The organism is Acidovorax sp. SUPP3334, from assembly GCF_030159055.1.
GTDB lineage: Bacteria > Pseudomonadota > Gammaproteobacteria > Burkholderiales > Burkholderiaceae_C > Paracidovorax.
On the sequence record NZ_BQXQ01000059.1, the window covers coordinates 1 to 21,707 of the forward strand.

Below are 21,707 nucleotides of genomic sequence, written 5' to 3' on the forward strand. Positions count from 1 at the left end.
GAACAGGACAGTGAAACGACTTTGCGCCGATGATAGTGCGGATTCCCGTGTGAAAGTAGGTCATCGTCAGGCTCTTACAGCCGAAAACGCCCCTCCATCTTTCGATGGCGGGGCGTTTTGCTTTGCGTGTCAACATGCCCCCCAGCGCCTCACTTCAGTAAGCGACTGGAGTTGATGCTTCTGAGACTGACAAAAGCTGAGATTTGATGGCCGAATTGAAGCTTGGCCGTTCAATGAAGTGAGTTGATGGGGTTGCGTGATGTAGTTGAGGTTTGCCGCGATAGGTTTAGGTTGCCTGAGTTCGATGCAGCGGAGTACACCTGCTGGCATATTTCTACTGAAGTAGTCGATTTCTAGGGGAAGAACTGCTATAATCATGGATTGATCGGAGGGGTGCCCGAGTGGCTAAAGGGGGCAGACTGTAAATCTGTTGGCTTACGCCTACACTGGTTCGAATCCAGTCCCCTCCACCAATTGTGAGATCGCGCTGGGCGCGGCGCAAAGTCTGCAAAAATGATGCGGGAGTAGTTCAATGGTAGAACCCTAGCCTTCCAAGCTAATGACGCGGGTTCGATTCCCGTCTCCCGCTCCAGTTTGTAGTTGGTTATCAAGAAGTTCTAGAGTTTATGCCTCGGAATTGCCCATGTGGCTCAGTGGTAGAGCACTCCCTTGGTAAGGGAGAGGTCGCGGGTTCGATTCCCGCCATGGGCACCAATCTAAGGCGCTTGCAATGAATCTGCAGGCGTCACTGTGATGTCTTGTAGTTTTTTCCGGAGTCGAAAAAATGGCAAAAGGTAAGTTCGAACGTACCAAGCCCCACGTGAACGTGGGCACGATCGGTCACGTGGACCATGGCAAGACGACGCTGACGGCAGCCATCGCCACGGTGCTGTCCGCCAAGTTCGGCGGCGAAGCCAAGAAGTACGACGAAATCGACGCGGCTCCTGAAGAAAAGGCCCGCGGCATCACCATCAACACCGCTCACGTGGAATACGAAACGGCTGCCCGCCATTACGCCCACGTGGACTGCCCCGGCCACGCTGACTATGTGAAGAACATGATCACCGGTGCCGCCCAGATGGACGGTGCCATCCTGGTGTGCTCGGCCGCTGACGGCCCGATGCCCCAGACGCGCGAGCACATCCTGCTGGCCCGCCAGGTGGGCGTGCCTTACATCATCGTGTTCCTGAACAAGTGCGACATGGTGGACGACGAAGAGCTGCTGGAACTCGTCGAAATGGAAGTGCGCGAACTCCTGGACAAGTACGACTTCCCAGGCGACGACACCCCCATCGTGCGCGGCTCCGCGAAACTCGCCCTGGAAGGCGACAAGGGCAAGCTGGGCGAAGAAGCCATCATGAAGCTAGCTGATGCCCTGGACACCTACATCCCAACGCCAGAGCGCGCTGTGGACGGCGCATTCCTGATGCCTGTGGAAGACGTGTTCTCCATCTCCGGCCGCGGTACCGTGGTGACCGGTCGTATCGAGCGCGGCATCATCAAGGTCGGCGAAGAAATCGAAATCGTCGGTATCCGCGACACGCAAAAGACCACCTGCACCGGCGTGGAAATGTTCCGCAAGCTGCTGGACCAAGGCCAAGCTGGCGACAACGTCGGCCTGCTGCTGCGCGGCACCAAGCGTGAAGACGTCGAGCGCGGCCAAGTGCTGTGCAAGCCCGGCTCCATCAAGCCGCACACGCACTTCACCGCCGAGGTGTATGTGCTGTCCAAGGACGAAGGTGGCCGCCACACGCCTTTCTTCAACAACTACCGTCCTCAGTTCTACTTCCGCACGACCGACGTGACCGGTGCCATCGAGCTGCCGGCCGACAAGGAAATGGTCATGCCAGGCGACAACGTGTCGATCACCGTCAAGCTGATCAACCCCATCGCCATGGAAGAAGGCCTGCGCTTCGCCATCCGTGAAGGCGGTCGTACCGTCGGCGCCGGCGTCGTGGCAAAGATCATCGCTTAAGCATGAAAATAGGGGTATAGCTCAATTGGCAGAGCGTCGGTCTCCAAAACCGAAGGTTGTAGGTTCGATTCCTACTGCCCCTGCCACTTGATAGTGGTAGCTCCAAGCCCGCCATGTCCTGGCGGGCTTCGGTGTCTTTTAGATGCCAAATTCCCAGTAAAAAAATAGGCAACTATGGCAACGTCTCAAGTTGAAACCGTTAGCACTGGAGTTGATAAAGCCAAATTGGCCGCAGTAGGCGCTTTGGTTTTCGCTTCAATTGCCGGCTTTTATTTGCTTAATAAGCAAGGGCCGATAATTCAATGGGCTGCTTTGCTCGTTGGCTTGACCATTGCTATGGCTGTCTTTTTGGTTTCTGAGCCTGGCCGCCAGTTTGTAGGGTTTGCGCGTGATGCTTGGCGTGAGGTAAAAAAGGTTGTTTGGCCGACACGCAAAGAAACTCTTCAGATGACGGCTTACGTTTTTGCGTTTGTCGTCATCATGGCGCTTTTTCTCTGGTTCACTGACAAGACTTTGGAATGGGTTTTGTACGATCTGATTCTGGGCTGGAGAAAATAATGACAGATGATCTTGAAGTTGTAAGCGGAGACGCATCGAGCCCCGTGACGCCTGTCAATCCTGATCTGCGTTGGTATATCGTCCACGCATACTCAGGGATGGAAAAGGCGGTTGAGCGCAATATTATTGAGCGCATCGGTCGTGCGGGCATGCAGCAAAATTTTGGGCGCATCCTCGTACCTACTGAAGAGGTCGTTGAGATGAAGAACGGCCAGCGTAAAACCACCGAACGTCGGTTGTTTCCTGGATATGTTTTTGTGGAAATGGTGATGGACGACGACACTTGGCATTTGGTCAAGCACACCAATAAAGTAACTGGCTTTGTTGGGGGCGCTAAGAATCGTCCTGCCCCCATTTCTGAAGAAGAAGTGCAAAAGATCGTCAGCCAGATGCAAGAGGGGACTGATAAGCCCCGGCACAAAATTGAATTCATGGTTGGTGAGTTGGTGCGCGTCAAAGAAGGGCCGTTCACGGATTTCAACGGTTCCGTAGAAGAGGTTAATTACGAGAAAAGCCGAGTGCGCGTTTCTGTCATGATTTTTGGCCGCTCTACGCCAGTGGAATTGGAATTCGGGCAGGTCGAAAAGACTTGATTGTTGGGTTCGCATTTTTCGACTCGGTGCGAACAATTTGATGAGTCGTAAACCCCGGGGAGCTGAGGCTGTGGCCAAAGCGATAACACCCGTAAGGAGTAAACATGGCGAAAAAAATCGTCGGTTTTGTCAAGCTGCAAGTGCCAGCTGGTAAAGCCAATCCATCCCCACCTATTGGCCCTGCATTGGGCCAACGTGGCCTCAACATCATGGAGTTCTGCAAGGCATTCAATGCCCAGACCCAAGGTGTCGAACCAGGTTTGCCTTTGCCCGTGGTCATCACGGCTTTCGCAGACAAGAGCTTCACCTTCATCATCAAGACGCCGCCTGCGACGACTTTGATCAAGAAGGCGATCAAGCTGGAAAAGGGTTCTGCTAACGCTTTGAGCACCAAGGTGGGCAAGATCACGCGTGCACAGCTCGAAGAGATCGCCAAGACCAAGATGAAAGACATGAATGCCGCCAACGTTGACGCAGCTGTGCGCACGCTGGCCGGCTCTGCTCGCTCGATGGGCGTGACGGTGGAGGGTTTGTAAGATGGCCAAGCTGACCAAGAAGCAAAAAGCCTTGCAAGGCAAAGTAGACAGCAACAAGCTGTATGCATTCGCTGATGCAGTGGTGATCGTCAAGGACGCTGCAACGGCCAAATTCGACGAATCCATCGACGTGGCCGTTCAACTCGGCATCGATGCCAAGAAGTCTGACCAAGTGGTTCGGGGCGCCGTTGTGCTGCCTAACGGCACTGGCAAGACGACTCGTGTGGCTGTTTTCGCTCAGGGTGCAAAAGCTGAAGAAGCCAAGGCCGCTGGTGCGGACATCGTCGGTATGGACGACCTCGCCGCCATGGTGAAGGCTGGCGACATGCCATTCGATGTGGTCATCGCCGCCCCTGATGCAATGCGCGTCGTTGGTACGCTGGGCCAGATTCTGGGCCCGCGCGGTCTCATGCCAAACCCCAAGGTCGGCACCGTGACGCCTGATGTTGCTACAGCTGTGAAGAACGCCAAGGCAGGTCAAGTGCAGTTCCGCGTTGACAAGGCCGGTATCGTGCATAGCACCATTGGTCGTCGTTCTTTCGACAACGACAAGCTGCAAGGCAATTTGGCTGCATTGATTGATGCGCTGACGAAGGCCAAGCCTGCAACCAGCAAGGGTGTGTACCTGCGCAAAGTGGCTGTTTCCTCCACGATGGGCTTGGGTGTCCGCGTGGATACGCAATCCATCGCAGCGTAATTGCAAGAAATCTTCGGACTAATCTTCGGATTGGTTCGATGTGGTGGGCTGTGGCTCTTTAAGAGTTACAGGCCATCCAAGACCGTTGGTGTGCGAAGTGGTCGCACTTAAATCGATAGTGATGCCAACGCAGATGGCGATCCCGCTGCAGATGGAATTTTTCCTGAACAGTTGGTCGCTGCAACAAGAGCGCGTATGAGGCTTTTGCCGGATACGCATTTTAAGGAGTAGACCTTGAGTCTTAATCGCAGTGAGAAAGAAGCGGTCATCAGTGAAGTGACCAGCCTCGCCGCTAAAGCTCAAACGCTTGTGATCGCGGAATACCGTGGCATCACGGTCGCCGACATGACCAAACTGCGTGTTGATGCTCGCAGCAAGGGCGTAACCCTGAGTGTTCTGAAGAACACTCTGGCTCGCCGTGCTGTAGCCGGCAGCGCTTTTGACGTGGTGGCAGATCAGATGACCGGTCCGCTGATCTATGGTTTCTCCGAAGACGCTGTGGCTGCCGCTAAGGTGGTGGCCGATTTCGCGAAGACCAACGACAAGTTGGTAATTCGTGGTGGCGCTTTCGGTGGCAAAGCCCTGGATGTCAACGGCGTTAAGCAACTGGCCAACATTCCTTCCAAGGAAGTGTTGTTGGCTCAGATTTGTGGCTTGCTTATGTCCCCCATTTCGCGTACGGCCGTTGTGCTGGGTGCTTTGGCGGCCAAAAAAGGCGAAGGCGCTGCCGAGACGGCCGCCGAACCTGTCGCGGCTTGATTGGCCCGACAGACAACCAACAAATTGTTAGGAAATAAAATGGCATTCGATAAAGACGCATTTTTGACCGCTCTGGACAGCATGACGGTTCTGGAACTCAATGACCTGGTGAAGGCCATTGAAGAAAAGTTTGGCGTGAGCGCAGCCGCTATGGCAGCTCCTGCCGCTGGCGGCGGCGGCGGTGGTGCTGCAGTTGCTGAAGAGCAAACGGAATTCAACGTGGTTCTGCTCGAAGCCGGCGCCAACAAGGTGTCCGTGATTAAGGCTGTGCGCGAAATCACGGGCCTGGGCCTCAAGGAAGCCAAGGACCTGGTGGACGGTGCTCCTAAGAACGTCAAGGAAGGCATTGCCAAGGCTGACGCTGAAGCTGCCGTGAAGAAGCTGGTGGAAGCCGGCGCCAAGGCTGAACTCAAGTAATTCGCCTGGATTCCAGGGCTGGGGGCTCCGCAAAGGGCTCCCAGCCTTTGGTGCTTATGGGGTTTACGCCCAGAGCGCACCAGAAAGCAGTGCCCATGGCGCTGTTTTCTAGTGTCTTCTGACCATCCCGACAGCAGAAGATACCTTGGTTCGGGTGATGTGCAACGCATCGCCGTCCGCCATGGTTGGTAGTGGCCAACCGCCAAGCCTGTGAGGAAGCGCCCTTGCAGGTCAGTCGTCGAAGACCCAGGACTCATGTCTTTGCCCGGAGATCTCATGGCCTATTCCTATACCGAACGCAAGCGAATTCGCAAAAGTTTCGGCAGCCGCGATAGCGTGCTGGAAGTTCCTTATCTGCTGCAGATGCAGAAGGACGCATATACCGCGTTCCTGCAAGCCGACAAAGCACCCCAAAAAAGAACCGTAGAAGGCTTGCAGGCTGCGTTCGACGCCGCTTTCCCGATCGTCTCGCACAATGGTTTTGTCGAGATGAAGTTCATCGAGTACAACCTTGCCAAGCCTGCATTCGACGTGCGTGAGTGCCAGACACGCGGGTTGACTTTCGCCTCGGCCGTGCGTGCCAAGGTGCAGTTGATCATTTATGACCGCGAGTCCTCCACGTCGCAGTCCAAAGTGGTCAAGGAAGTGAAAGAGCAAGAGGTCTACATGGGCGAAGTGCCCCTGATGACCGACAAGGGCTCGTTCATCATCAATGGCACCGAGCGCGTGATCGTGTCTCAGCTGCACCGGTCGCCAGGCGTGTTTTTCGAGCATGACAAGGGCAAGACCCACAGCTCCGGAAAGCTGCTGTTCTCGGCACGGATCATTCCCTACCGCGGTTCGTGGTTGGACTTCGAGTTCGATCCCAAGGACATTCTGTATTTCCGTGTCGACCGTCGTCGCAAGATGCCGGTCACGATCCTGCTGAAGGCCATCGGCCTGAATCCCGAATCGATCCTGGCGAACTTCTTCGTCAACGACAACTTCCGCCTGATGGACAGCGGCGCGCAAATGGAGTTCGTCTCCGACCGCCTGCGTGGCGAAGTGGCGCGTTTCGACATCACGGACAAGTCCGGCAAGGTGGTCGTGGCCAAGGACAAGCGCGTCACGGCCCGCCACACCCGCGAACTGGAGCAGTCCGGCACCACGCACATCAGCGTGCCAGAGGACTTCCTGATCGGCCGTGTCGTTGCCCGCAACATCGTTGACGGCGATACCGGCGAAATCATTGCCAAGGCCAATGAGGAGTTGACCGAAGCGCTGCTGAAGAAGCTGCGTTCTTCCGGCGTGCAGGACCTGCAGGTCATCTACACGAACGAACTCGACCAGGGCGCCTACATCTCGCAAACGTTGCGCATCGATGAAACGGTGGATGAATTCGCTGCGCGCGTGGCGATCTACCGCATGATGCGCCCCGGCGAGCCACCAACGGAAGACGCGGTTCAGGCCCTGTTCCAGCGCTTGTTCTACAATCCGGACACGTACGATCTGTCGCGCGTCGGGCGCATGAAGTTCAACGCCAAGATCGGCCGTGACGAATCCACCGGCCCGATGGTGCTCTCCAACGAAGACATCCTGGCCGTGGTCAAGATCCTCGTGGACCTGCGCAACGGCAACGGCGAAGTCGATGACATCGATCACCTGGGCAATCGCCGTGTGCGTTGCGTGGGCGAATTGGCCGAGAACCAGTACCGCACCGGTCTGGCACGTATCGAAAAGGCCGTCAAGGAACGTCTGGGCCAGGCTGAGCAAGAGCCGCTCATGCCGCACGACCTGATCAACTCCAAGCCGATTTCCGCGGCACTCAAGGAGTTCTTCGGTGCGTCGCAGCTGTCGCAGTTCATGGACCAGACCAACCCGCTGGCCGAAATCACCCACAAGCGCCGCGTGTCGGCCCTTGGCCCGGGTGGTCTGACCCGCGAGCGTGCCGGCTTCGAAGTGCGCGACGTGCACGTGACCCACTACGGCCGCGTCTGCCCGATCGAAACGCCTGAAGGTCCGAACATCGGCCTGATCAACTCGCTGGCTCTGTATGCCCGCTTGAACGAGTACGGCTTCATCGAAACCCCGTACCGCCGCGTGGTGGATGGCAAGGTGACCGACCAGATCGATTACCTGTCGGCCATCGAAGAAGGCAAGTACGTTATCGCGCAGGCCAATGCCACGCTGGACAAGGAAGGCCGCCTGACGGGCGACTTGGTATCGGCTCGTGAGAAGGGCGAATCGACGCTGCTGAGCGCCGAGCGCGTGCAGTACATGGACGTGTCGCCTGCGCAGATCGTGTCGGTGGCCGCTTCGCTCGTGCCGTTCCTCGAGCATGACGATGCGAACCGCGCACTGATGGGTGCCAACATGTCCCGCCAGGCCGTGCCTGTGCTGCGTCCTGAAAAGCCCATGGTGGGCACCGGCATCGAGCGCGTGGCCGCTGTGGATTCCGGCACCGTGGTGACTGCCAACCGCGGCGGTGTGGTGGACTACGTGGATGCCACCCGCATCGTGGTTCGCGTGAACGACGCAGAGGCGGTGGCCGGCGAAGTGGGCGTGGACATCTACAACCTCATCAAGTACCAGCGTTCCAACCAGAACACGAACATCCACCAGCGCCCCATCGTCCAAAAGGGCGATGTGCTGGCCAAGGGTGACGTGATCGCCGACGGCGCATCGACGGACTTCGGCGAAATCGCCATCGGCCAGAACATGCTGATCGCGTTCATGCCCTGGAACGGCTACAACTTCGAAGATTCGATTCTGATCAGCGAACGCGTCGTGGCAGAAGACCGGTACACCTCGATCCACATCGAGGAACTGGTGGTCATGGCCCGTGACACGAAGCTGGGCGCGGAAGAAATCACGCGCGACATTCCGAATCTGTCGGAGCAGCAACTGAATCGCCTGGACGAGTCCGGCATCATCTACGTGGGTGCGGAAGTGCAGCCCGGCGATACGCTGGTGGGCAAGGTCACGCCGAAGGGCGAAACCACCCTGACGCCAGAAGAAAAGCTGCTGCGCGCCATCTTCGGCGAGAAGGCATCCGACGTGAAGGACACCTCGCTGCGCGTGGATCAGGGCTCGCAAGGCACCGTGATCGACGTGCAGGTGTTCACCCGCGAAGGCATTCAACGCGACAAGCGTGCCCAGCAGATCATCGACGACGAACTCAAGCGTTTCCGCCTGGACTTGAACGATCAGCTGCGCATCGTGGAAGCCGACGCTTTCGACCGGATCGAAAAGCTGCTGAATGGCCGCGTCGCCAACGGCGGCCCGCAAAAGCTGGCCAAGGGCACGAAGATCGACAAGGCTTACTTGGCTTCCGTCGAGAAATTCCACTGGTTCGACATCCGTCCAGCCGAAGACGAGGTGGCCACGCAGCTCGAGTCGATCAAGAACTCGCTCGAGCAGACGCGCCACAGCTTTGATCTGGCTTTCGAAGAAAAGCGCAAGAAGCTCACGCAAGGCGACGAACTGCCCGCGGGCGTGCTGAAGATGGTCAAGGTGTACCTTGCCGTCAAGCGCCGACTGCAGCCCGGCGACAAGATGGCCGGCCGCCACGGCAACAAGGGCGTGGTGTCCAAGATCGTTCCGGTCGAAGACATGCCCTACATGGCCGACGGCACCCCTGCCGACATCGTGCTGAACCCGCTGGGCGTGCCATCGCGCATGAACATCGGCCAGGTGCTCGAAGTGCACTTGGGCTGGGCGGGCAAAGGCATCGGCCAGCGCATCGGCAACATGCTGCAGGAGCAGGCCAAGGCGGCCGACATGCGCAAGTTCCTCGAAGAGGTCTACAACTCGCGTGGCCGCAAGGAAGACCTGTCGCAGTTCAATGACGATGAGCTGATGGCGATGGCGGGTCACCTGACCAACGGTGTGCCGTATGCGACGCCCGTGTTCGATGGTGCTTCGGAAGAAGAGATCAAGGACATGCTGAAGATCGCCTATCCGGACGACATCGCCGAACGCAAGGGCCTGACTTCCGCACGGACGCAGGCGTATCTGTTCGACGGTCGTACCGGCGAGCGCTTCGAGCGCCCGACCACCATCGGCTACATGCATTACCTGAAGCTTCACCATTTGGTGGACGACAAGATGCATGCCCGCTCCACGGGTCCTTACTCGCTCGTCACGCAGCAGCCTCTGGGCGGCAAGGCCCAGTTCGGTGGCCAGCGTTTCGGGGAGATGGAAGTGTGGGCGCTGGAAGCCTATGGCGCCGCCTACGTGCTGCAGGAAATGCTGACCGTGAAGTCCGACGACGTGGTGGGCCGTACCAAGGTGTACGAATCCATCGTCAAGGGCGAACACGCCATCGAAGCCGGCATGCCGGAATCGTTCAATGTGCTGGTCAAGGAAATCCGTTCCCTGGGCCTGGACATCGAACTGGAACGTTCTTAAGAAATTGAAGGGAAAGAGTCCATGAAATCGTTACTCGACCTGTTCAAGCAATTCACGCCGGACGAGCATTTCGATGCCATCCGCATCGGCATGGCTTCGCCCGAAAAGATCCGCTCGTGGTCTTTCGGCGAGGTGAAGAAGCCCGAAACCATCAACTACCGGACGTTCAAGCCTGAGCGCGACGGCCTGTTCTGCGCCAAGATCTTCGGGCCCATCAAGGACTACGAATGCCTGTGCGGCAAGTACAAGCGCCTGAAGCACCGCGGGGTCATCTGCGAGAAGTGCGGCGTTGAAGTCACGCAGACCAAGGTGCGCCGCGAGCGCATGGGCCACATCGATCTGGCCGCGCCTTGCGCCCACATCTGGTTCCTGAAGTCGCTGCCGTCGCGTCTGGGCCTGGTGCTGGACATGACGCTGCGCGACATCGAGCGCGTGCTGTATTTCGAGGCCTATGTGGTGACCGACCCTGGCATGACCCCGCTGAAGAAGTTCAGCATCATGTCCGAGGACGACTACGACGCCAAGCGCAAGGAATACGGTGACGAGTTCATCGCCAAGATGGGCGCGGAAGGCATCAAGGATCTGCTCGAAGCCATCGATATCGACCTCGAAATCGAAAGGCTGCGTGGCGACCTGACCGGTTCCGAAGTCAAGGTCAAGAAGAATGCCAAGCGCCTGAAGGTGCTGGAAGCGTTCAAGAAGTCCGGCATCAAGCCGGGCTGGATGGTGCTCGACGTGCTGCCCGTGCTGCCACCGGACCTGCGTCCGCTGGTGCCACTGGACGGTGGCCGCTTTGCCACGTCCGACCTGAACGACCTGTATCGCCGGGTCATCAACCGCAATTCGCGCCTGCGCCGCCTGCTGGAGCTGAAGGCTCCGGAAATCATCGCGCGCAACGAAAAGCGGATGCTGCAGGAGGCTGTCGACTCGCTGCTGGACAACGGCCGCCGCGGCAAGGCCATGACGGGCGCCAACAAGCGTGCCCTGAAGTCCCTGGCCGACATGATCAAGGGCAAGTCGGGCCGTTTCCGCCAGAACTTGCTGGGCAAGCGCGTGGACTACTCCGGTCGTTCCGTGATTACCGTGGGTCCGACGCTCAAGCTGCACCAGTGCGGTCTGCCCAAGCTGATGGCGCTGGAACTGTTCAAGCCTTTCATCTTCTCGCGCCTCGAAGCCATGGGCATCGCGACGACGATCAAGGCCGCCAAGAAGGAAGTCGAATCCGGCACGCCCGTGGTCTGGGACATTCTGGAAGAGGTCATCAAAGAGCACCCGGTCATGCTGAACCGTGCTCCCACGCTGCACCGTCTGGGCATCCAGGCCTTCGAGCCGATCCTGATCGAAGGCAAGGCCATTCAACTGCACCCTCTGGTCTGCGCTGCGTTCAACGCCGACTTCGACGGTGACCAGATGGCCGTTCACGTGCCGCTGTCCGTGGAAGCGCAGATGGAAGCCCGCACGCTGATGCTGGCCTCCAACAACGTGCTGTTCCCGGCCTCGGGCGAGCCCTCCATCGTTCCGTCGCAAGACGTGGTGCTGGGCCTGTACTACGCCACCCGCGATCGCATCAACGGCAAGGGCGAGGGCCTGGTGTTCGCTGACACCGGCGAAGTTCAGCGTGCCCTCGACGCGGGCGAAGTCGAACTGGCTGCCCGAATCACCGTGCGCCTGACCGAGTGGACCAAGAACAAGGACACGCGCGAGTTCGTGCCTTCCACGTCGCTGGTGGAAACCACCGCCGGCCGTGCGCTGCTGTCCGAAATCCTGCCCAAGGGCCTGCCTTTCAGCAACATCAACAAGGCGCTGAAGAAGAAGGAAATCTCCAAGCTCATCAACGTGAGCTTCCGCAAGTGCGGTTTGAAGGAGACGGTGGTCTTCGCCGACAAGCTGCTGCAGAACGGTTTCCGCCTCGCCACGCGCGCCGGTATTTCCATCTGCGTGGACGACATGCTGGTGCCGCCGCAAAAGGCCGGGATCATCGAGCGTTCCGAGAAGGAAGTGAAAGAGATCGAGCAGCAGTACGTCTCCGGTCTGGTGACCGCCGGCGAGCGCTACAACAAGGTGGTGGACATCTGGGGCAAGGCCGGCGACGAAGTGTCGAAGGTCATGATGGCCCAGCTGGCCAAGCAAAAGACCATCGACCGCCACGGCAACGAAGTGGACCAGGAGTCGTTCAACTCCATTTACATGATGGCCGACTCCGGCGCCCGCGGTTCCGCAGCGCAGATTCGCCAGCTGGCCGGCATGCGCGGTCTGATGGCCAAGCCTGACGGCTCCATCATCGAGACCCCCATCACGGCGAACTTCCGTGAAGGCCTGAATGTGCTGCAGTACTTCATCTCCACCCACGGTGCCCGTAAGGGCTTGGCGGATACGGCGCTGAAGACGGCGAACTCGGGTTACCTCACGCGCCGTCTGGTGGACGTGACGCAGGATCTGGTGGTCACCGAAGAAGACTGCGGCACCTCCAATGGTTCGTTGATGCGCGCCATCGTCGAGGGCGGTGAAGTCATCGAATCGCTGCGCGACCGCATCCTGGGCCGGACCACGGCCGACGAAGTGCTCCATCCCGAAACGCGCTCGGTGCTGGCTCCTGCCGGCCAGATGCTCGACGAGGACCTCATCGAGGAACTCGAAAACGTGGGTGTGGACGAGGTGAAGGTGCGCACGGCACTGACCTGCGAAACGCGCTATGGCCTGTGCGCCAAGTGCTACGGACGCGACTTGGGCCGCGGCGGCCTGATCAACCTCGGCGAAGCCGTGGGCGTGATCGCTGCCCAGTCCATCGGCGAACCCGGCACGCAGCTGACCATGCGCACGTTCCACATCGGTGGTGCCGCTTCGCGCGCTGCCATCGCCTCGAGCGTGGAAGCCAAGTCCAATGGCGTGATCGGCTTCAACGCCACGATGCGCTACGTGAGCAACACCAAGGGCGAACTGGTGGTGATTGCCCGTTCCGGCGAGATCGTCATCCATGACGAACACGGCCGCGAGCGTGAGCGCCACAAGGTGCCTTACGGTGCGACGCTGGCCGTCAATGCGGATCAGACGGTCAAGGCCGGCACGATCCTCGCCAACTGGGACCCGCTGACCCGCCCGATCATCACGGAATTCGCCGGCCAGGTGCGTTTCGAGAACGTCGAGGAAGGCCTCACCGTCGCCAAGCAGGTGGACGATGTGACCGGTCTGTCCACCCTCGTCGTGATCGATCCGAAGCGCCGCGGCTCCGCCAAGGTGGTGCGTCCGCAGGTCAAGCTGATCGACGCGCAAGGCCAGGAAGTGAAGATCCCGGGCACCGACCACTCGGTGACCATCGGCTTCCAGATCGGCTCGCTGATCCAGGTGCGCGATGGCCAGGATGTGGGCCCCGGCGAAGTGCTGGCGCGGATTCCGGTCGAAGGCCAGAAGACCCGCGACATTACCGGCGGTCTGCCCCGCGTGGCCGAGCTGTTCGAGGCCCGTTCCCCCAAGGACAAGGGCATGCTGGCCGAAATCACCGGCACGGTCTCGTTCGGCAAGGAAACCAAGGGCAAGGTGCGCTTGCAGATCACCGATCCGGACGGCAAGGTCTGGGATGAACTGATCCCCAAGGAAAAGAACATCCTGGTGCACGAAGGCCAGGTCGTGAACAAGGGCGAGTCCGTGGTGGACGGCCCGGCCGATCCGCAGGACATCCTGCGCCTGCTGGGCATCGAAGAGCTGTCGCGCTACATCGTCGATGAAGTGCAGGACGTGTACCGCTTGCAGGGCGTGAAGATCAACGACAAGCACATCGAGGTGATCGTTCGCCAGATGCTGCGCCGCGTCGTGGTCGAGGCCCCGGGCGAGTCCAACTACATCGCCGGCGAGCAGGTCGAGCGCTCCGAGATCCTCAACACCAACGAGGCATTGCAGGCCGCAGGCAAGATCCCTTCGACGTACAGCAACGTGCTGCTGGGGATCACCAAGGCTTCTCTGTCGACCGACTCCTTCATCTCGGCCGCTTCCTTCCAGGAAACGACCCGCGTGCTGACCGAGGCTGCCATCATGGGCAAGCGCGACGAGCTGCGCGGCTTGAAGGAAAACGTCATCGTGGGTCGCCTGATCCCTGCTGGTACCGGTCTGGCGTATCACCAGGCACGCAAGGCCAAGGAAGCCATGGACGACGCCGAGCGCCGCGCCATCGCCGATGCCGAAGCCGCTGAGATGGCTGCTACGACGGAGGACTCGTCCGACGCCGAAAGCACCGCCAGCCTGGGTGACGCCACCGCCCAATAAGCCACGGCGCGCTCCCTGAAACGCTCCCGCTCTGCGCTATGGCAGGCCGGGAGCGTTTTTCTTATCCGTTTCCTTTTTATGCGCCGATCCTGCGTACCCAAGCGGGATCGGTGGCCGCAATGCTGTCCTCCTGGATTTTTCTTGCCCTGCTGCTGTTCTGGGCCGTGGGCGCCTACAACCGGATCGTGCGATTGCGCTCGGCCGCCATCCAGGCGTTCGGCGGGCTGGATGCCCACCTCATGCGCATGATGGCCATGCTCGGCGAATACGAAGCCGCCCAGGGGCCCGCGCCCACCGCCCAGGCAGACGCCCGGGCTGCGCTGTGGGCCGCCACCACGCAATTCGGCGCTTCGCTGGCCGTCGCGCGTGCGCGCCCGCTGGATGCGGGCGCGGCTGCGGCGCTGTTGACCGGGCGCGAAGTGCTCGAGGCCGCCTGGCTGGCCATGGTGCGCGCCTCGGAAGTGCCGCAGGCGCCGGGCGACGGCGCGGCGCTGCCTCTGTGGGCGCAGCGGTGGCAGGAGTTGGTGGCCCAGAATGCGCTTGCCACCCGCCAGTTCAACGATGCGGCGCTGCAATACAACCATGCCATCGGCCAGTTTCCAGCGCGCTTGCTGGCCTGGCTGTTCGGGTTCAAGGCGGCGCGAACGCTGTAGGCTGCCTTCCGAGCCGTTTCATCCCGCGACGGATGGGATGGCTGACCCGATAACGATAGACCGACCGACCAACTGATCCCGGTTTGGCCAGGAAGCGATCGCCCAGAGCGCTCGCACCCCGGCCTTTCCTTTTTAACGACAGGCTCCCGACCATGACCGCCCCGCAGCCGCGCCCTCCCTCTCGTTTCTTTCCGCCCCCTGCGGAGAGCGACCGCCGCATGGAGCCGGCGCTGTGGCGGCAGCTGGACGCGGTGGTGACTGCCTTGCAGGCCGTTCGCGGCGGGCAATCCGGTACGGCGGCGATGGCCGCGGTCGAGCCAGGCTTGCGGCCCGGCGTGCAGGCGCTGCTGTTCCAGGTGCTGCGCAATCTCGGCCGTGCCCAGGCGCTGCGCAAGCAGCTGGCGCCCCGCAATCCGCCGCTGCGGGCCGATGCTCTGCTGTGTACAGCACTTGCGCTGGCGTGGTCACCCGAAGAGGCTCCCTACGAAACCTTCACCCTGGTGAATCAGGCGGTGGAGGCGGCCAAGCGCAACCCGGCCACCCAGGCGCAATCGGCCTTCCTGAATGCCTGCCTGCGCCGTTTTCTGCGCGAGCGTGATGCGCTCGTGGCCGCGACCGACGATGACCCCGTCGCCCGCTGGAACCACCCCGAATGGTGGATCACCCGGCTGCGCAAGGACCATCCGCAGCATTGGCAGCAGATCCTGCATGCCAACAACACGCACGCACCGATGGCGCTGCGGGTCAATGTGCAAAAAACGACTCCAGCACAATATCTACTAGGGTTTGATGCTATTAATTTTGTAGCATCTGCCGTGGGCGAGTACGGCGTGGTCCTGGAGCGTCCTGTGGCGGTGCAGCAGTTGCCCGGCTTCGCGCAGGGCCATGCTTCGGTACAGGACGCCGCCGCGCAACTGGCCGCGCCGCTGCTGCTGCAGGGGCTTGACCTGTCCAAGCCATTGCGGGTGCTGGATGCTTGCGCGGCGCCCGGTGGAAAGACCGCCCATTTGCTGGAGTACGCCGGCCCGGCCTCGCCGCTGAAAGTCGTGGCCCTCGAGATCGATGCCGCCCGTACCGCCCGCATCCATGAAACGCTCGAGCGGGTGGGCGTGCAAGCCCAGGCCCAGGTGCTCGTCGCCGATGCAGGGCGGCCGCAGGACGGCTGGCTCGAAGCCAGCGGGGGAGGGCTGTTCGATGCCATCTTGCTCGATGCGCCGTGCACGGCCTCGGGCATCGTGCGTCGCCATCCCGATGTGCGCTGGCTGCGCCGTGAATCCGATATCGAGCAACTGGCGCGGCAGCAGCATCGCCTGCTCGACACCCTCTGGCCGCTGCTCCGACCGGGCGGGCGGCTGCTGTATTGCACCTGCTCCGTGTTCCGGGCCGAAGGCGAAGTGCAGGCGCAAGCGTTTCTTGCGCGCAACACCGACGCCCGTTTGCTGCAATCGCCCGGTCATTTAATACCCGGTAAAACGGACGAAGGCGGCATCGTCTCCGAGAATCCAACGGGTGACCATGACGGATTCTTTTACGCCCTGTTGCAAAAGCATGCCGACTGACCTGCGCGCCGCGTGGCCTGGTCGGTGGCTGCCGCTGGTGTTGGCCGCGTTGCTGTGCATGTGCCTTGCGCTGTGGTCGCCCGCCGCGCTGGCCCAGCCCGATGCCACCGACCTGCGCGTCGAGGCCAGCGAAGAGGGCCTGTACCTCTCCACCACCCTGCAGTTCGAATTGCCCGAACTGGCGGAGGACGCGCTCTACAAGGGCATCTCCATGTACTTCGTGGCCGAAGCCGACGTCGTTCGCGAACGCTGGTACTGGTATGACAAGCCGGTCGCCCACTCAGTGCGCTACCTGCGGCTGAGCTACCAGCCGCTCACGCGCCGATGGCGCCTCAACCAGTCTTCCGCGCCGTTCGCCAACACCGGGCTGGGCGTGGCGCTGGGGCAGAATTTCGACGACCTGGGCGATGCCCTCTCCGCCATGCAGCGCATCAGCCGATGGAAGATCGCCGATGCGGAGGAGGTCTCCGGCGGGCCGTACACCGTGCACTTCCAGTTTCGCCTGGACATGTCCCAGTTGCCCCGCCCTTTCCAGATCGGGGCCGTGGGACGCTCGGGCTGGGACCTGATGCTGTCGCGCAGCGTGCGCGCCGTGGCCGAGCGCGCGCCATGACGAACGATCACAGCGTTCCGCGCACGCCCCAGCAGACCAAGGCAGCACGCTGGGCGCTGGGCGTGGGCGTCGCGATCATGTGTGCGATCGGCCTGGTACTGCTGTTTTTGCTCACGGTCGCGACCAACAACCGCGCGCTGTACGAGCGCAACTATGGCTGGCTGTTCGGCCTCAACGTGCTGGTGGCGGTGTTGCTGCTCGCGGTGCTCGTCTGGGTCGTCGTGCGCCTGGCGGTCCGCCTGCGGCGCGGGAGATTCGGCAGCCGCCTTCTGGTCAAGCTGGCGGGCATTTTTGCGGTGGTGGGGCTGCTGCCCGGCTTGCTGATCTACGTGGTGTCCTACCAGTTCGTCTCCCGTTCCATCGAAAGCTGGTTCGACGTGAAGGTCGAGGGCGCCCTGTCCGCCGGCGTGAGCCTGGCCCGCGTCACGCTGGACACGATCGCCGGCGACATGGCCACGCAGACCCGCACGGCCAGCAGCCAGCTCGCCCAGGTGCCGGATGCCGGTGCCGGCGTCGTGCTCGAACGCATCCGCGACCAGTTGGGGGCCAGCGACGTAGTGCTGTTCAACACGGCGGGCCAGCCCGTCGCCAGCGTGGGGCAATCCCGTTTCGACCTCAGCCCCGAGCGGCCCAGCGCCCAACTGCTGCGCAACGCGCGCCAGCAGCGCGCCACCTTCCAGATCGAGGGGCTGGACGACATCGCCGACCCCACCGCCGTGCAGAACGCACGGGTCAAGACGCTGGTGGCCGTGGGCAATGCCAGCGTGGGGCTGCTGGTCGAGCCCCGCTACCTGCAGGCCACGCTGCGGCTGCCGCAGGTGCTGGTGTCCAACGCCATCGCGGTACAGGAGGCCAATCGCGAATACCAAGAGCGCGCCCTGGCCCGCGAGGGGCTGCGGCGCATGTACATCGGCACTCTCACGCTCAGCCTGTTCCTGGCGGTTTTCGGGGCGGTGCTGCTCGCCGTTCTATTGGGCCGCCAACTCGCGCGTCCCTTGCTGGTGCTGGCCGAAGGCGTGCGCGAGGTCGCCTCCGGCAACCTGGGCCCCAAAGCCGTGCTGCAGGGCAACGACGAGCTGGGCGGGCTGACGCGCTCGTTCGCCGTCATGACCCAGCAACTGGCCGACGCCCGCAACGCCGTCGAGCACAGCATGGGCGAGGTCGATGCGGCGCGCGCCCATTTGCAGACCATTCTGGACAACCTCACCGCTGGCGTGATCGTGCTGGATGCCGAGGGCCGGATCCGCTCCACCAATCCAGGCGCCACCCGCATCCTGCGCGCGCCCATGGCGGCGTTCGAAGGCCGTCCCCTGGCCGACTTGCCGGGGCTGGCCGAATTCGCCAGCGCCATCCAGAGCCACTTCGAAGCCTTCCTGGGCGATCGCGAGCAGCACGGCCTGGACCATTGGCAACACTCCTTCGATCTGTATGGCTCTCCGGCTTCGGGCGTGGCCAACAACGGCACCAGCCTGGTCGCGCGCGGGGCGGAACTACCCAACGCCTTGCGCCTGCTCGTGTTCGACGACATTTCCGAAATCGTCTCGGCGCAGCGGGTCCAGGCCTGGGGCGAAGTCGCCCGCCGCCTGGCCCACGAAATCAAGAACCCGCTCACGCCCATCCAGCTGTCTGCCGAGCGTCTGGAAATGAAGCTGTCCGGCAAGCTGCCCGATGCCGAGCAGGCCGTGCTGACCAAGTCCGTGCGCACCATCGTGGATCAGGTCGATGCCATGAAGCGGCTGGTCAACGAGTTCCGCGACTACGCCCGCCTGCCGGCGGCCGAACTGCACGCGCTGGATTTGAATGCGCTCGTCACCGACGTACTGCAGCTTTACGGCGCCGAGAACGCGACCGTCCCGGTGGAGGCTGAACTCGACTCCCGCTGCCCCGAGATCGCCGGCGACTCACAGCAACTGCGCCAGGTGATCCACAACCTGCTGCAGAACGCGCAGGACGCCAGCACCGAGAAAGCCCGCAGTGCCCCCGACAGTGCGCCGAATGCGCCCGTGCGCATCGTCACGCGCTGGAGCCAGTCGTCCCGCCGGGTGCGCCTGACCGTCACCGACAGCGGATCGGGCTTTCCTGCCCACATCCTGCAGCGTGCTTTCGAGCCTTACGTCACCACCAAACCCCGGGGCACTGGCCTGGGACTTGCTGTGGTGAAAAAGATCGCCGACGAGCATGGGGCTCGTGTCGATCTTGTCAATCGGGTGGAAGAGGGGGTGGTGCGTGGGGCGCAAGTGTCGCTATCATTCGCCCCTGGCCACGTGGTGGCACATTAACAACACCTGGAAACGCATCGCGAGGCTGATCAAAACCCATGGCAAACATTCTGGTGGTCGACGACGAACTGGGCATTCGTGACCTGTTGTCGGAAATTCTGAACGATGAAGGGCACAGCGTGGATCTGGCAGAGAACGCCACGCAGGCCCGCGCCGCCCGTGCCGCCAGTGCGTACGACCTCGTGCTGCTGGACATCTGGATGCCCGATACCGACGGCGTCTCCCTCTTGAAGGAGTGGGCCACGGCAGGCACGCTGACCATGCCGGTGATCATGATGAGCGGCCACGCCACCATCGACACCGCGGTCGAAGCCACCCGCATCGGCGCCTTTTCCTTCCTGGAAAAGCCCATCACCATGCAAAAGCTGCTCAAGGCCGTGGAGCAAGGCCTGGCCCGCAGCGCTGGGCAGCCAGCGGCTGCCGCAGCCACGGCGGCAGCCGCCAATCCACCGCCTGCGGCAGTAGCACCCGCTGCGCCTGAAGCGGCTGGCGCCCCCGTCGCGCCCCTGCCCGTCGTCACCAAAGACCCAGGCCCGCACGCCCACCAAGGATTCGATCTGGACCGCCCCCTGCGCGAGGCGCGCGACGGTTTCGAGAAAGCCTATTTCGAATTCCACCTGGCTCGCGAAGGCGGCTCCATGACCCGTGTGGCCGAAAAAACAGGCCTGGAGCGCACGCACCTGTACCGCAAGCTGCGCCAGCTCGGCGTTGACCTCGGGCGTGGCAAACGGAATTAAGCAGACGAATTTTTCGGAATGCGTCTTTTTTCTGGTTATAATTTGAGGCTTAGGCCCGGTAGCTCAGTCGGTAGAGCAGAGGATTGAAAATCCTTGTGTCGGTGGTTCGATTCCGCCCCAGGCCACCAATCACCTATATGCAGACGTCCACAGACGTCCAGCAGAAGACAAAATCCCTAAGCAAATCAACCGCTTAGGGATTTTTTTCCGTGCGCGTCCACGGCTGTCCATGCCAAGCCAGCCCATCGTGGGGGCAACTTTGGGGGCAACTGCTAGATTCGGGTCAGCTGCCCCCAAAAGTTGCCCCCAATGCCTCTGACAGACACCGCAATTCGCCGCGCTATTCCCGGCCCCAAAACCCAGAAATTGACCGATGGCCAGGGCATGTACCTGGAAGTTGCCCCCAGCGGTGGGAAGTGGTGGCGGCTGAAATACCGGATTGCAGGCGTGGAGAAGCGGCTGTCGCTGGGCACCTACCCCGACATCTCTCTGAAAGTGGCGCGCGAGCGTCGGGATGACGCCCGTGCGTTGATCTTGCAGGGCATCGACCCGAGCGACGTGCGCAAAGCGTCCAAGGTGCAGGCGCAGACCGATGAGGCCGACGCAGCACGCGAGGCAGCCGGCCTGCCACAGCCCAACAGCTTTGAGCACATCGCCCGCGAGTGGTACCAAACCCGCCGCGACGATTGGTCGCCCACCTATGGGCAAAAGATCATGCGGCGGCTCGAGGTGGACGTGTTCCCGTGGCTGGGCGCCAAGCCCGTCAACGCCATCACGCCGCCGATGGTGTTGGCCGTGCTGCGGCGGGTGGAAGGGCGGGGCGTCGTTGAGACCGCGCACCGTGCGCTTGAGAACTGCGGCCAGGTCTTTCGGTACGCGGTGGCTACGGGCCAGATCGACAGCAACCCGGCCCGGGATCTGAAAGACGCGCTGCGCCGGCCGATGGTGAAGCACTTTGCGGCGATCACGTCGCCCGAGCGCCTGGGCATCCTGCTGCGCGCCATCCACTCCTACCGTGGCACACCAGTGGTAAACGCTGCGCTCAAGTTGCTACCCATGCTGCTGCTTCGCCCAGGTGAGCTGCGGCAAGGGGGTGGTCAGAGATCGACCTGGCCGCCGGCATGTGGTCAGTCCCGGCCTCACGGATGAAGCGCGAGAAGGTGGGCAAGCTGTATGGCAAACCTCACCTGGTGCCGTTGGCCCGCCAGGCCGTCGCCATTTTTGAAGAGCTGCAGCCAGTCACCGGCCGCGGCGTGATGGTGTTCCGGGGAGAGCGTACCCACGCGCGCCCTATGAGCGATGCGGCAATCAACGCAGCCCTGCGCGCCATGGGCTTCAGTGCCGAAGAGGTGACGGGCCACGGCTTCAGGGCCACCGCCCGCACGATGCTGGTGGAGCGCCTGGGCATGTCCGAGTCTGCGGTCGAGGCCCAACTGGCGCACTCAGTGAAAGACAGCCTGGGGCGTGCGTACAACCGCACAGAGTTCATGGCAGAGCGCCTAGCGATGATGCAGCGCTGGGCAGACTACCTCGACGAGCTGCGGTCTGCCGTGCCGGCCTAGTGTCCCGTCCCGTTATTTTCTGGCATTAATCGTGCATGCCATTGAGGTATGTTGGAACCGGAGATACCGCGATGAGAATGGGCAGACCGAAGGTCGAGTTGGCGCTCTCTGACGAGGAGCGAT

The 21,707-nt window shown here is 61.6% G+C and carries 14 protein-coding genes, 5 tRNA genes and 1 pseudogene; all 20 read left to right on the top strand.

Going from position 1 to position 21,707, the window contains the following annotated elements; all coding sequences use genetic code 11:
* Window positions 1-387 precede the first annotated feature (387 nt).
* The 20 genes and pseudogenes from AVHM3334_RS21880 to AVHM3334_RS21975 all read left to right on the top strand — a co-directional run bounded on the left by AVHM3334_RS21880 (window position 388) and on the right by AVHM3334_RS21975 (window position 21,584).
* Window positions 388-473: transfer RNA gene (locus AVHM3334_RS21880), tRNA-Tyr, on the top strand.
* Between the two features lie 45 nt (window positions 474-518).
* Window positions 519-592: transfer RNA gene (locus AVHM3334_RS21885), tRNA-Gly, on the top strand.
* Window positions 593-639: 47 nt separating this feature from the next.
* Window positions 640-714: transfer RNA gene (locus tag AVHM3334_RS21890), tRNA-Thr, on the top strand.
* Window positions 715-784: 70 nt separating this feature from the next.
* The gene (gene tuf / locus AVHM3334_RS21895; protein ID WP_092745834.1) at window positions 785-1,975 is read left to right on the top strand and encodes an elongation factor Tu; all 1,191 of its coding nucleotides are present in this window, start codon (window positions 785-787) and stop codon (window positions 1,973-1,975) included.
* A 10-nt stretch (window positions 1,976-1,985) separates the two neighbouring features.
* Window positions 1,986-2,061, top strand: a tRNA-Trp gene (locus AVHM3334_RS21900).
* An 88-nt stretch (window positions 2,062-2,149) separates the two neighbouring features.
* A complete protein-coding gene (secE, locus tag AVHM3334_RS21905; protein WP_284415591.1) occupies window positions 2,150-2,533 on the top strand; it encodes a preprotein translocase subunit SecE in 384 nt (127 codons plus the stop codon).
* Window positions 2,533-3,126 (top strand): transcription termination/antitermination protein NusG, encoded by a 594-nt coding sequence (gene nusG / locus AVHM3334_RS21910; RefSeq protein ID WP_284415592.1) that lies wholly within the window; start codon window positions 2,533-2,535, stop codon window positions 3,124-3,126. The genes secE and nusG overlap by 1 nt, the downstream gene beginning before the upstream one ends.
* Before the next feature lie 104 nt (window positions 3,127-3,230).
* Window positions 3,231-3,662, top strand: a complete 432-nt coding sequence (gene rplK, locus AVHM3334_RS21915; protein ID WP_092746152.1) for a 50S ribosomal protein L11 — start codon at window positions 3,231-3,233, stop codon at window positions 3,660-3,662.
* A 1-nt stretch (window position 3,663) separates the two neighbouring features.
* The gene (rplA, locus tag AVHM3334_RS21920) at window positions 3,664-4,359 is read left to right on the top strand and encodes a 50S ribosomal protein L1 (RefSeq protein WP_284415593.1); all 696 of its coding nucleotides are present in this window, start codon (window positions 3,664-3,666) and stop codon (window positions 4,357-4,359) included.
* Between the two features lie 234 nt (window positions 4,360-4,593).
* Window positions 4,594-5,118 (top strand): 50S ribosomal protein L10, encoded by a 525-nt coding sequence (gene rplJ / locus AVHM3334_RS21925; RefSeq protein ID WP_092746154.1) that lies wholly within the window; start codon window positions 4,594-4,596, stop codon window positions 5,116-5,118.
* Window positions 5,119-5,157: 39 nt separating this feature from the next.
* Entirely contained in the window at window positions 5,158-5,535 is a 378-nt protein-coding gene (gene rplL / locus AVHM3334_RS21930) for a 50S ribosomal protein L7/L12 (RefSeq protein WP_284415594.1), read from the top strand.
* A gap of 276 nt (window positions 5,536-5,811) precedes the next feature.
* A complete protein-coding gene (rpoB, locus tag AVHM3334_RS21935) occupies window positions 5,812-9,924 on the top strand; it encodes a DNA-directed RNA polymerase subunit beta (RefSeq protein WP_284415599.1) in 4,113 nt (1,370 codons plus the stop codon).
* Window positions 9,925-9,945: 21 nt separating this feature from the next.
* Window positions 9,946-14,181 (top strand): DNA-directed RNA polymerase subunit beta', encoded by a 4,236-nt coding sequence (gene rpoC / locus AVHM3334_RS21940; protein WP_284415595.1) that lies wholly within the window; start codon window positions 9,946-9,948, stop codon window positions 14,179-14,181.
* Between the two features lie 119 nt (window positions 14,182-14,300).
* Window positions 14,301-14,834, top strand: coding sequence for a LemA family protein (locus AVHM3334_RS21945; protein WP_284415596.1), 534 nt, complete (start codon window positions 14,301-14,303; stop codon window positions 14,832-14,834).
* A 218-nt stretch (window positions 14,835-15,052) separates the two neighbouring features.
* Window positions 15,053-16,393, top strand: a complete 1,341-nt coding sequence (gene rsmB / locus AVHM3334_RS21950; protein WP_284415600.1) for a 16S rRNA (cytosine(967)-C(5))-methyltransferase RsmB — start codon at window positions 15,053-15,055, stop codon at window positions 16,391-16,393.
* The gene (locus tag AVHM3334_RS21955; RefSeq protein ID WP_502869967.1) at window positions 16,383-17,006 is read left to right on the top strand and encodes a DUF4390 domain-containing protein; all 624 of its coding nucleotides are present in this window, start codon (window positions 16,383-16,385) and stop codon (window positions 17,004-17,006) included. The genes rsmB and AVHM3334_RS21955 overlap by 11 nt, the downstream gene beginning before the upstream one ends.
* Window positions 17,003-19,285 (top strand): sensor histidine kinase, encoded by a 2,283-nt coding sequence (locus AVHM3334_RS21960; protein ID WP_284415597.1) that lies wholly within the window; start codon window positions 17,003-17,005, stop codon window positions 19,283-19,285. Before AVHM3334_RS21955 ends, AVHM3334_RS21960 begins: the two co-directional genes overlap by 4 nt.
* A gap of 38 nt (window positions 19,286-19,323) precedes the next feature.
* Entirely contained in the window at window positions 19,324-20,022 is a 699-nt protein-coding gene (locus tag AVHM3334_RS21965; protein ID WP_284415598.1) for a response regulator, read from the top strand.
* A gap of 52 nt (window positions 20,023-20,074) precedes the next feature.
* A tRNA-Phe gene (locus tag AVHM3334_RS21970) sits at window positions 20,075-20,150 on the top strand.
* A 181-nt stretch (window positions 20,151-20,331) separates the two neighbouring features.
* Window positions 20,332-21,584 (top strand): annotated as a pseudogene (locus tag AVHM3334_RS21975) (tyrosine-type recombinase/integrase).
* The last annotated feature ends 123 nt before the right edge of the window (window positions 21,585-21,707 follow it).

Bases quoted from the DNA above. Each gene is read 5' to 3' on its own strand.
- rplA (WP_284415593.1), top strand. From the start codon at position 3,664: ATGGCCAAGCTGACCAAGAAGCAAAAAGCCTTGCAAGGCAAAGTAGAC.
- rplK (WP_092746152.1), top strand. From the start codon at position 3,231: ATGGCGAAAAAAATCGTCGGTTTTGTCAAGCTGCAAGTGCCAGCTGGT.
- rpoB (WP_284415599.1), top strand. From the start codon at position 5,812: ATGGCCTATTCCTATACCGAACGCAAGCGAATTCGCAAAAGTTTCGGC.
- rplL (WP_284415594.1), top strand. From the start codon at position 5,158: ATGGCATTCGATAAAGACGCATTTTTGACCGCTCTGGACAGCATGACG.
- AVHM3334_RS21960 (WP_284415597.1), top strand. From the start codon at position 17,003: ATGACGAACGATCACAGCGTTCCGCGCACGCCCCAGCAGACCAAGGCA.
- rsmB (WP_284415600.1), top strand. From the start codon at position 15,053: ATGGAGCCGGCGCTGTGGCGGCAGCTGGACGCGGTGGTGACTGCCTTG.
- rpoC (WP_284415595.1), top strand. From the start codon at position 9,946: ATGAAATCGTTACTCGACCTGTTCAAGCAATTCACGCCGGACGAGCAT.
- AVHM3334_RS21965 (WP_284415598.1), top strand. From the start codon at position 19,324: ATGGCAAACATTCTGGTGGTCGACGACGAACTGGGCATTCGTGACCTG.
- secE (WP_284415591.1), top strand. From the start codon at position 2,150: ATGGCAACGTCTCAAGTTGAAACCGTTAGCACTGGAGTTGATAAAGCC.
- tuf (WP_092745834.1), top strand. From the start codon at position 785: ATGGCAAAAGGTAAGTTCGAACGTACCAAGCCCCACGTGAACGTGGGC.
- AVHM3334_RS21955 (WP_502869967.1), top strand. From the start codon at position 16,383: ATGCCGACTGACCTGCGCGCCGCGTGGCCTGGTCGGTGGCTGCCGCTG.
- AVHM3334_RS21945 (WP_284415596.1), top strand. From the start codon at position 14,301: ATGCTGTCCTCCTGGATTTTTCTTGCCCTGCTGCTGTTCTGGGCCGTG.
- nusG (WP_284415592.1), top strand. From the start codon at position 2,533: ATGACAGATGATCTTGAAGTTGTAAGCGGAGACGCATCGAGCCCCGTG.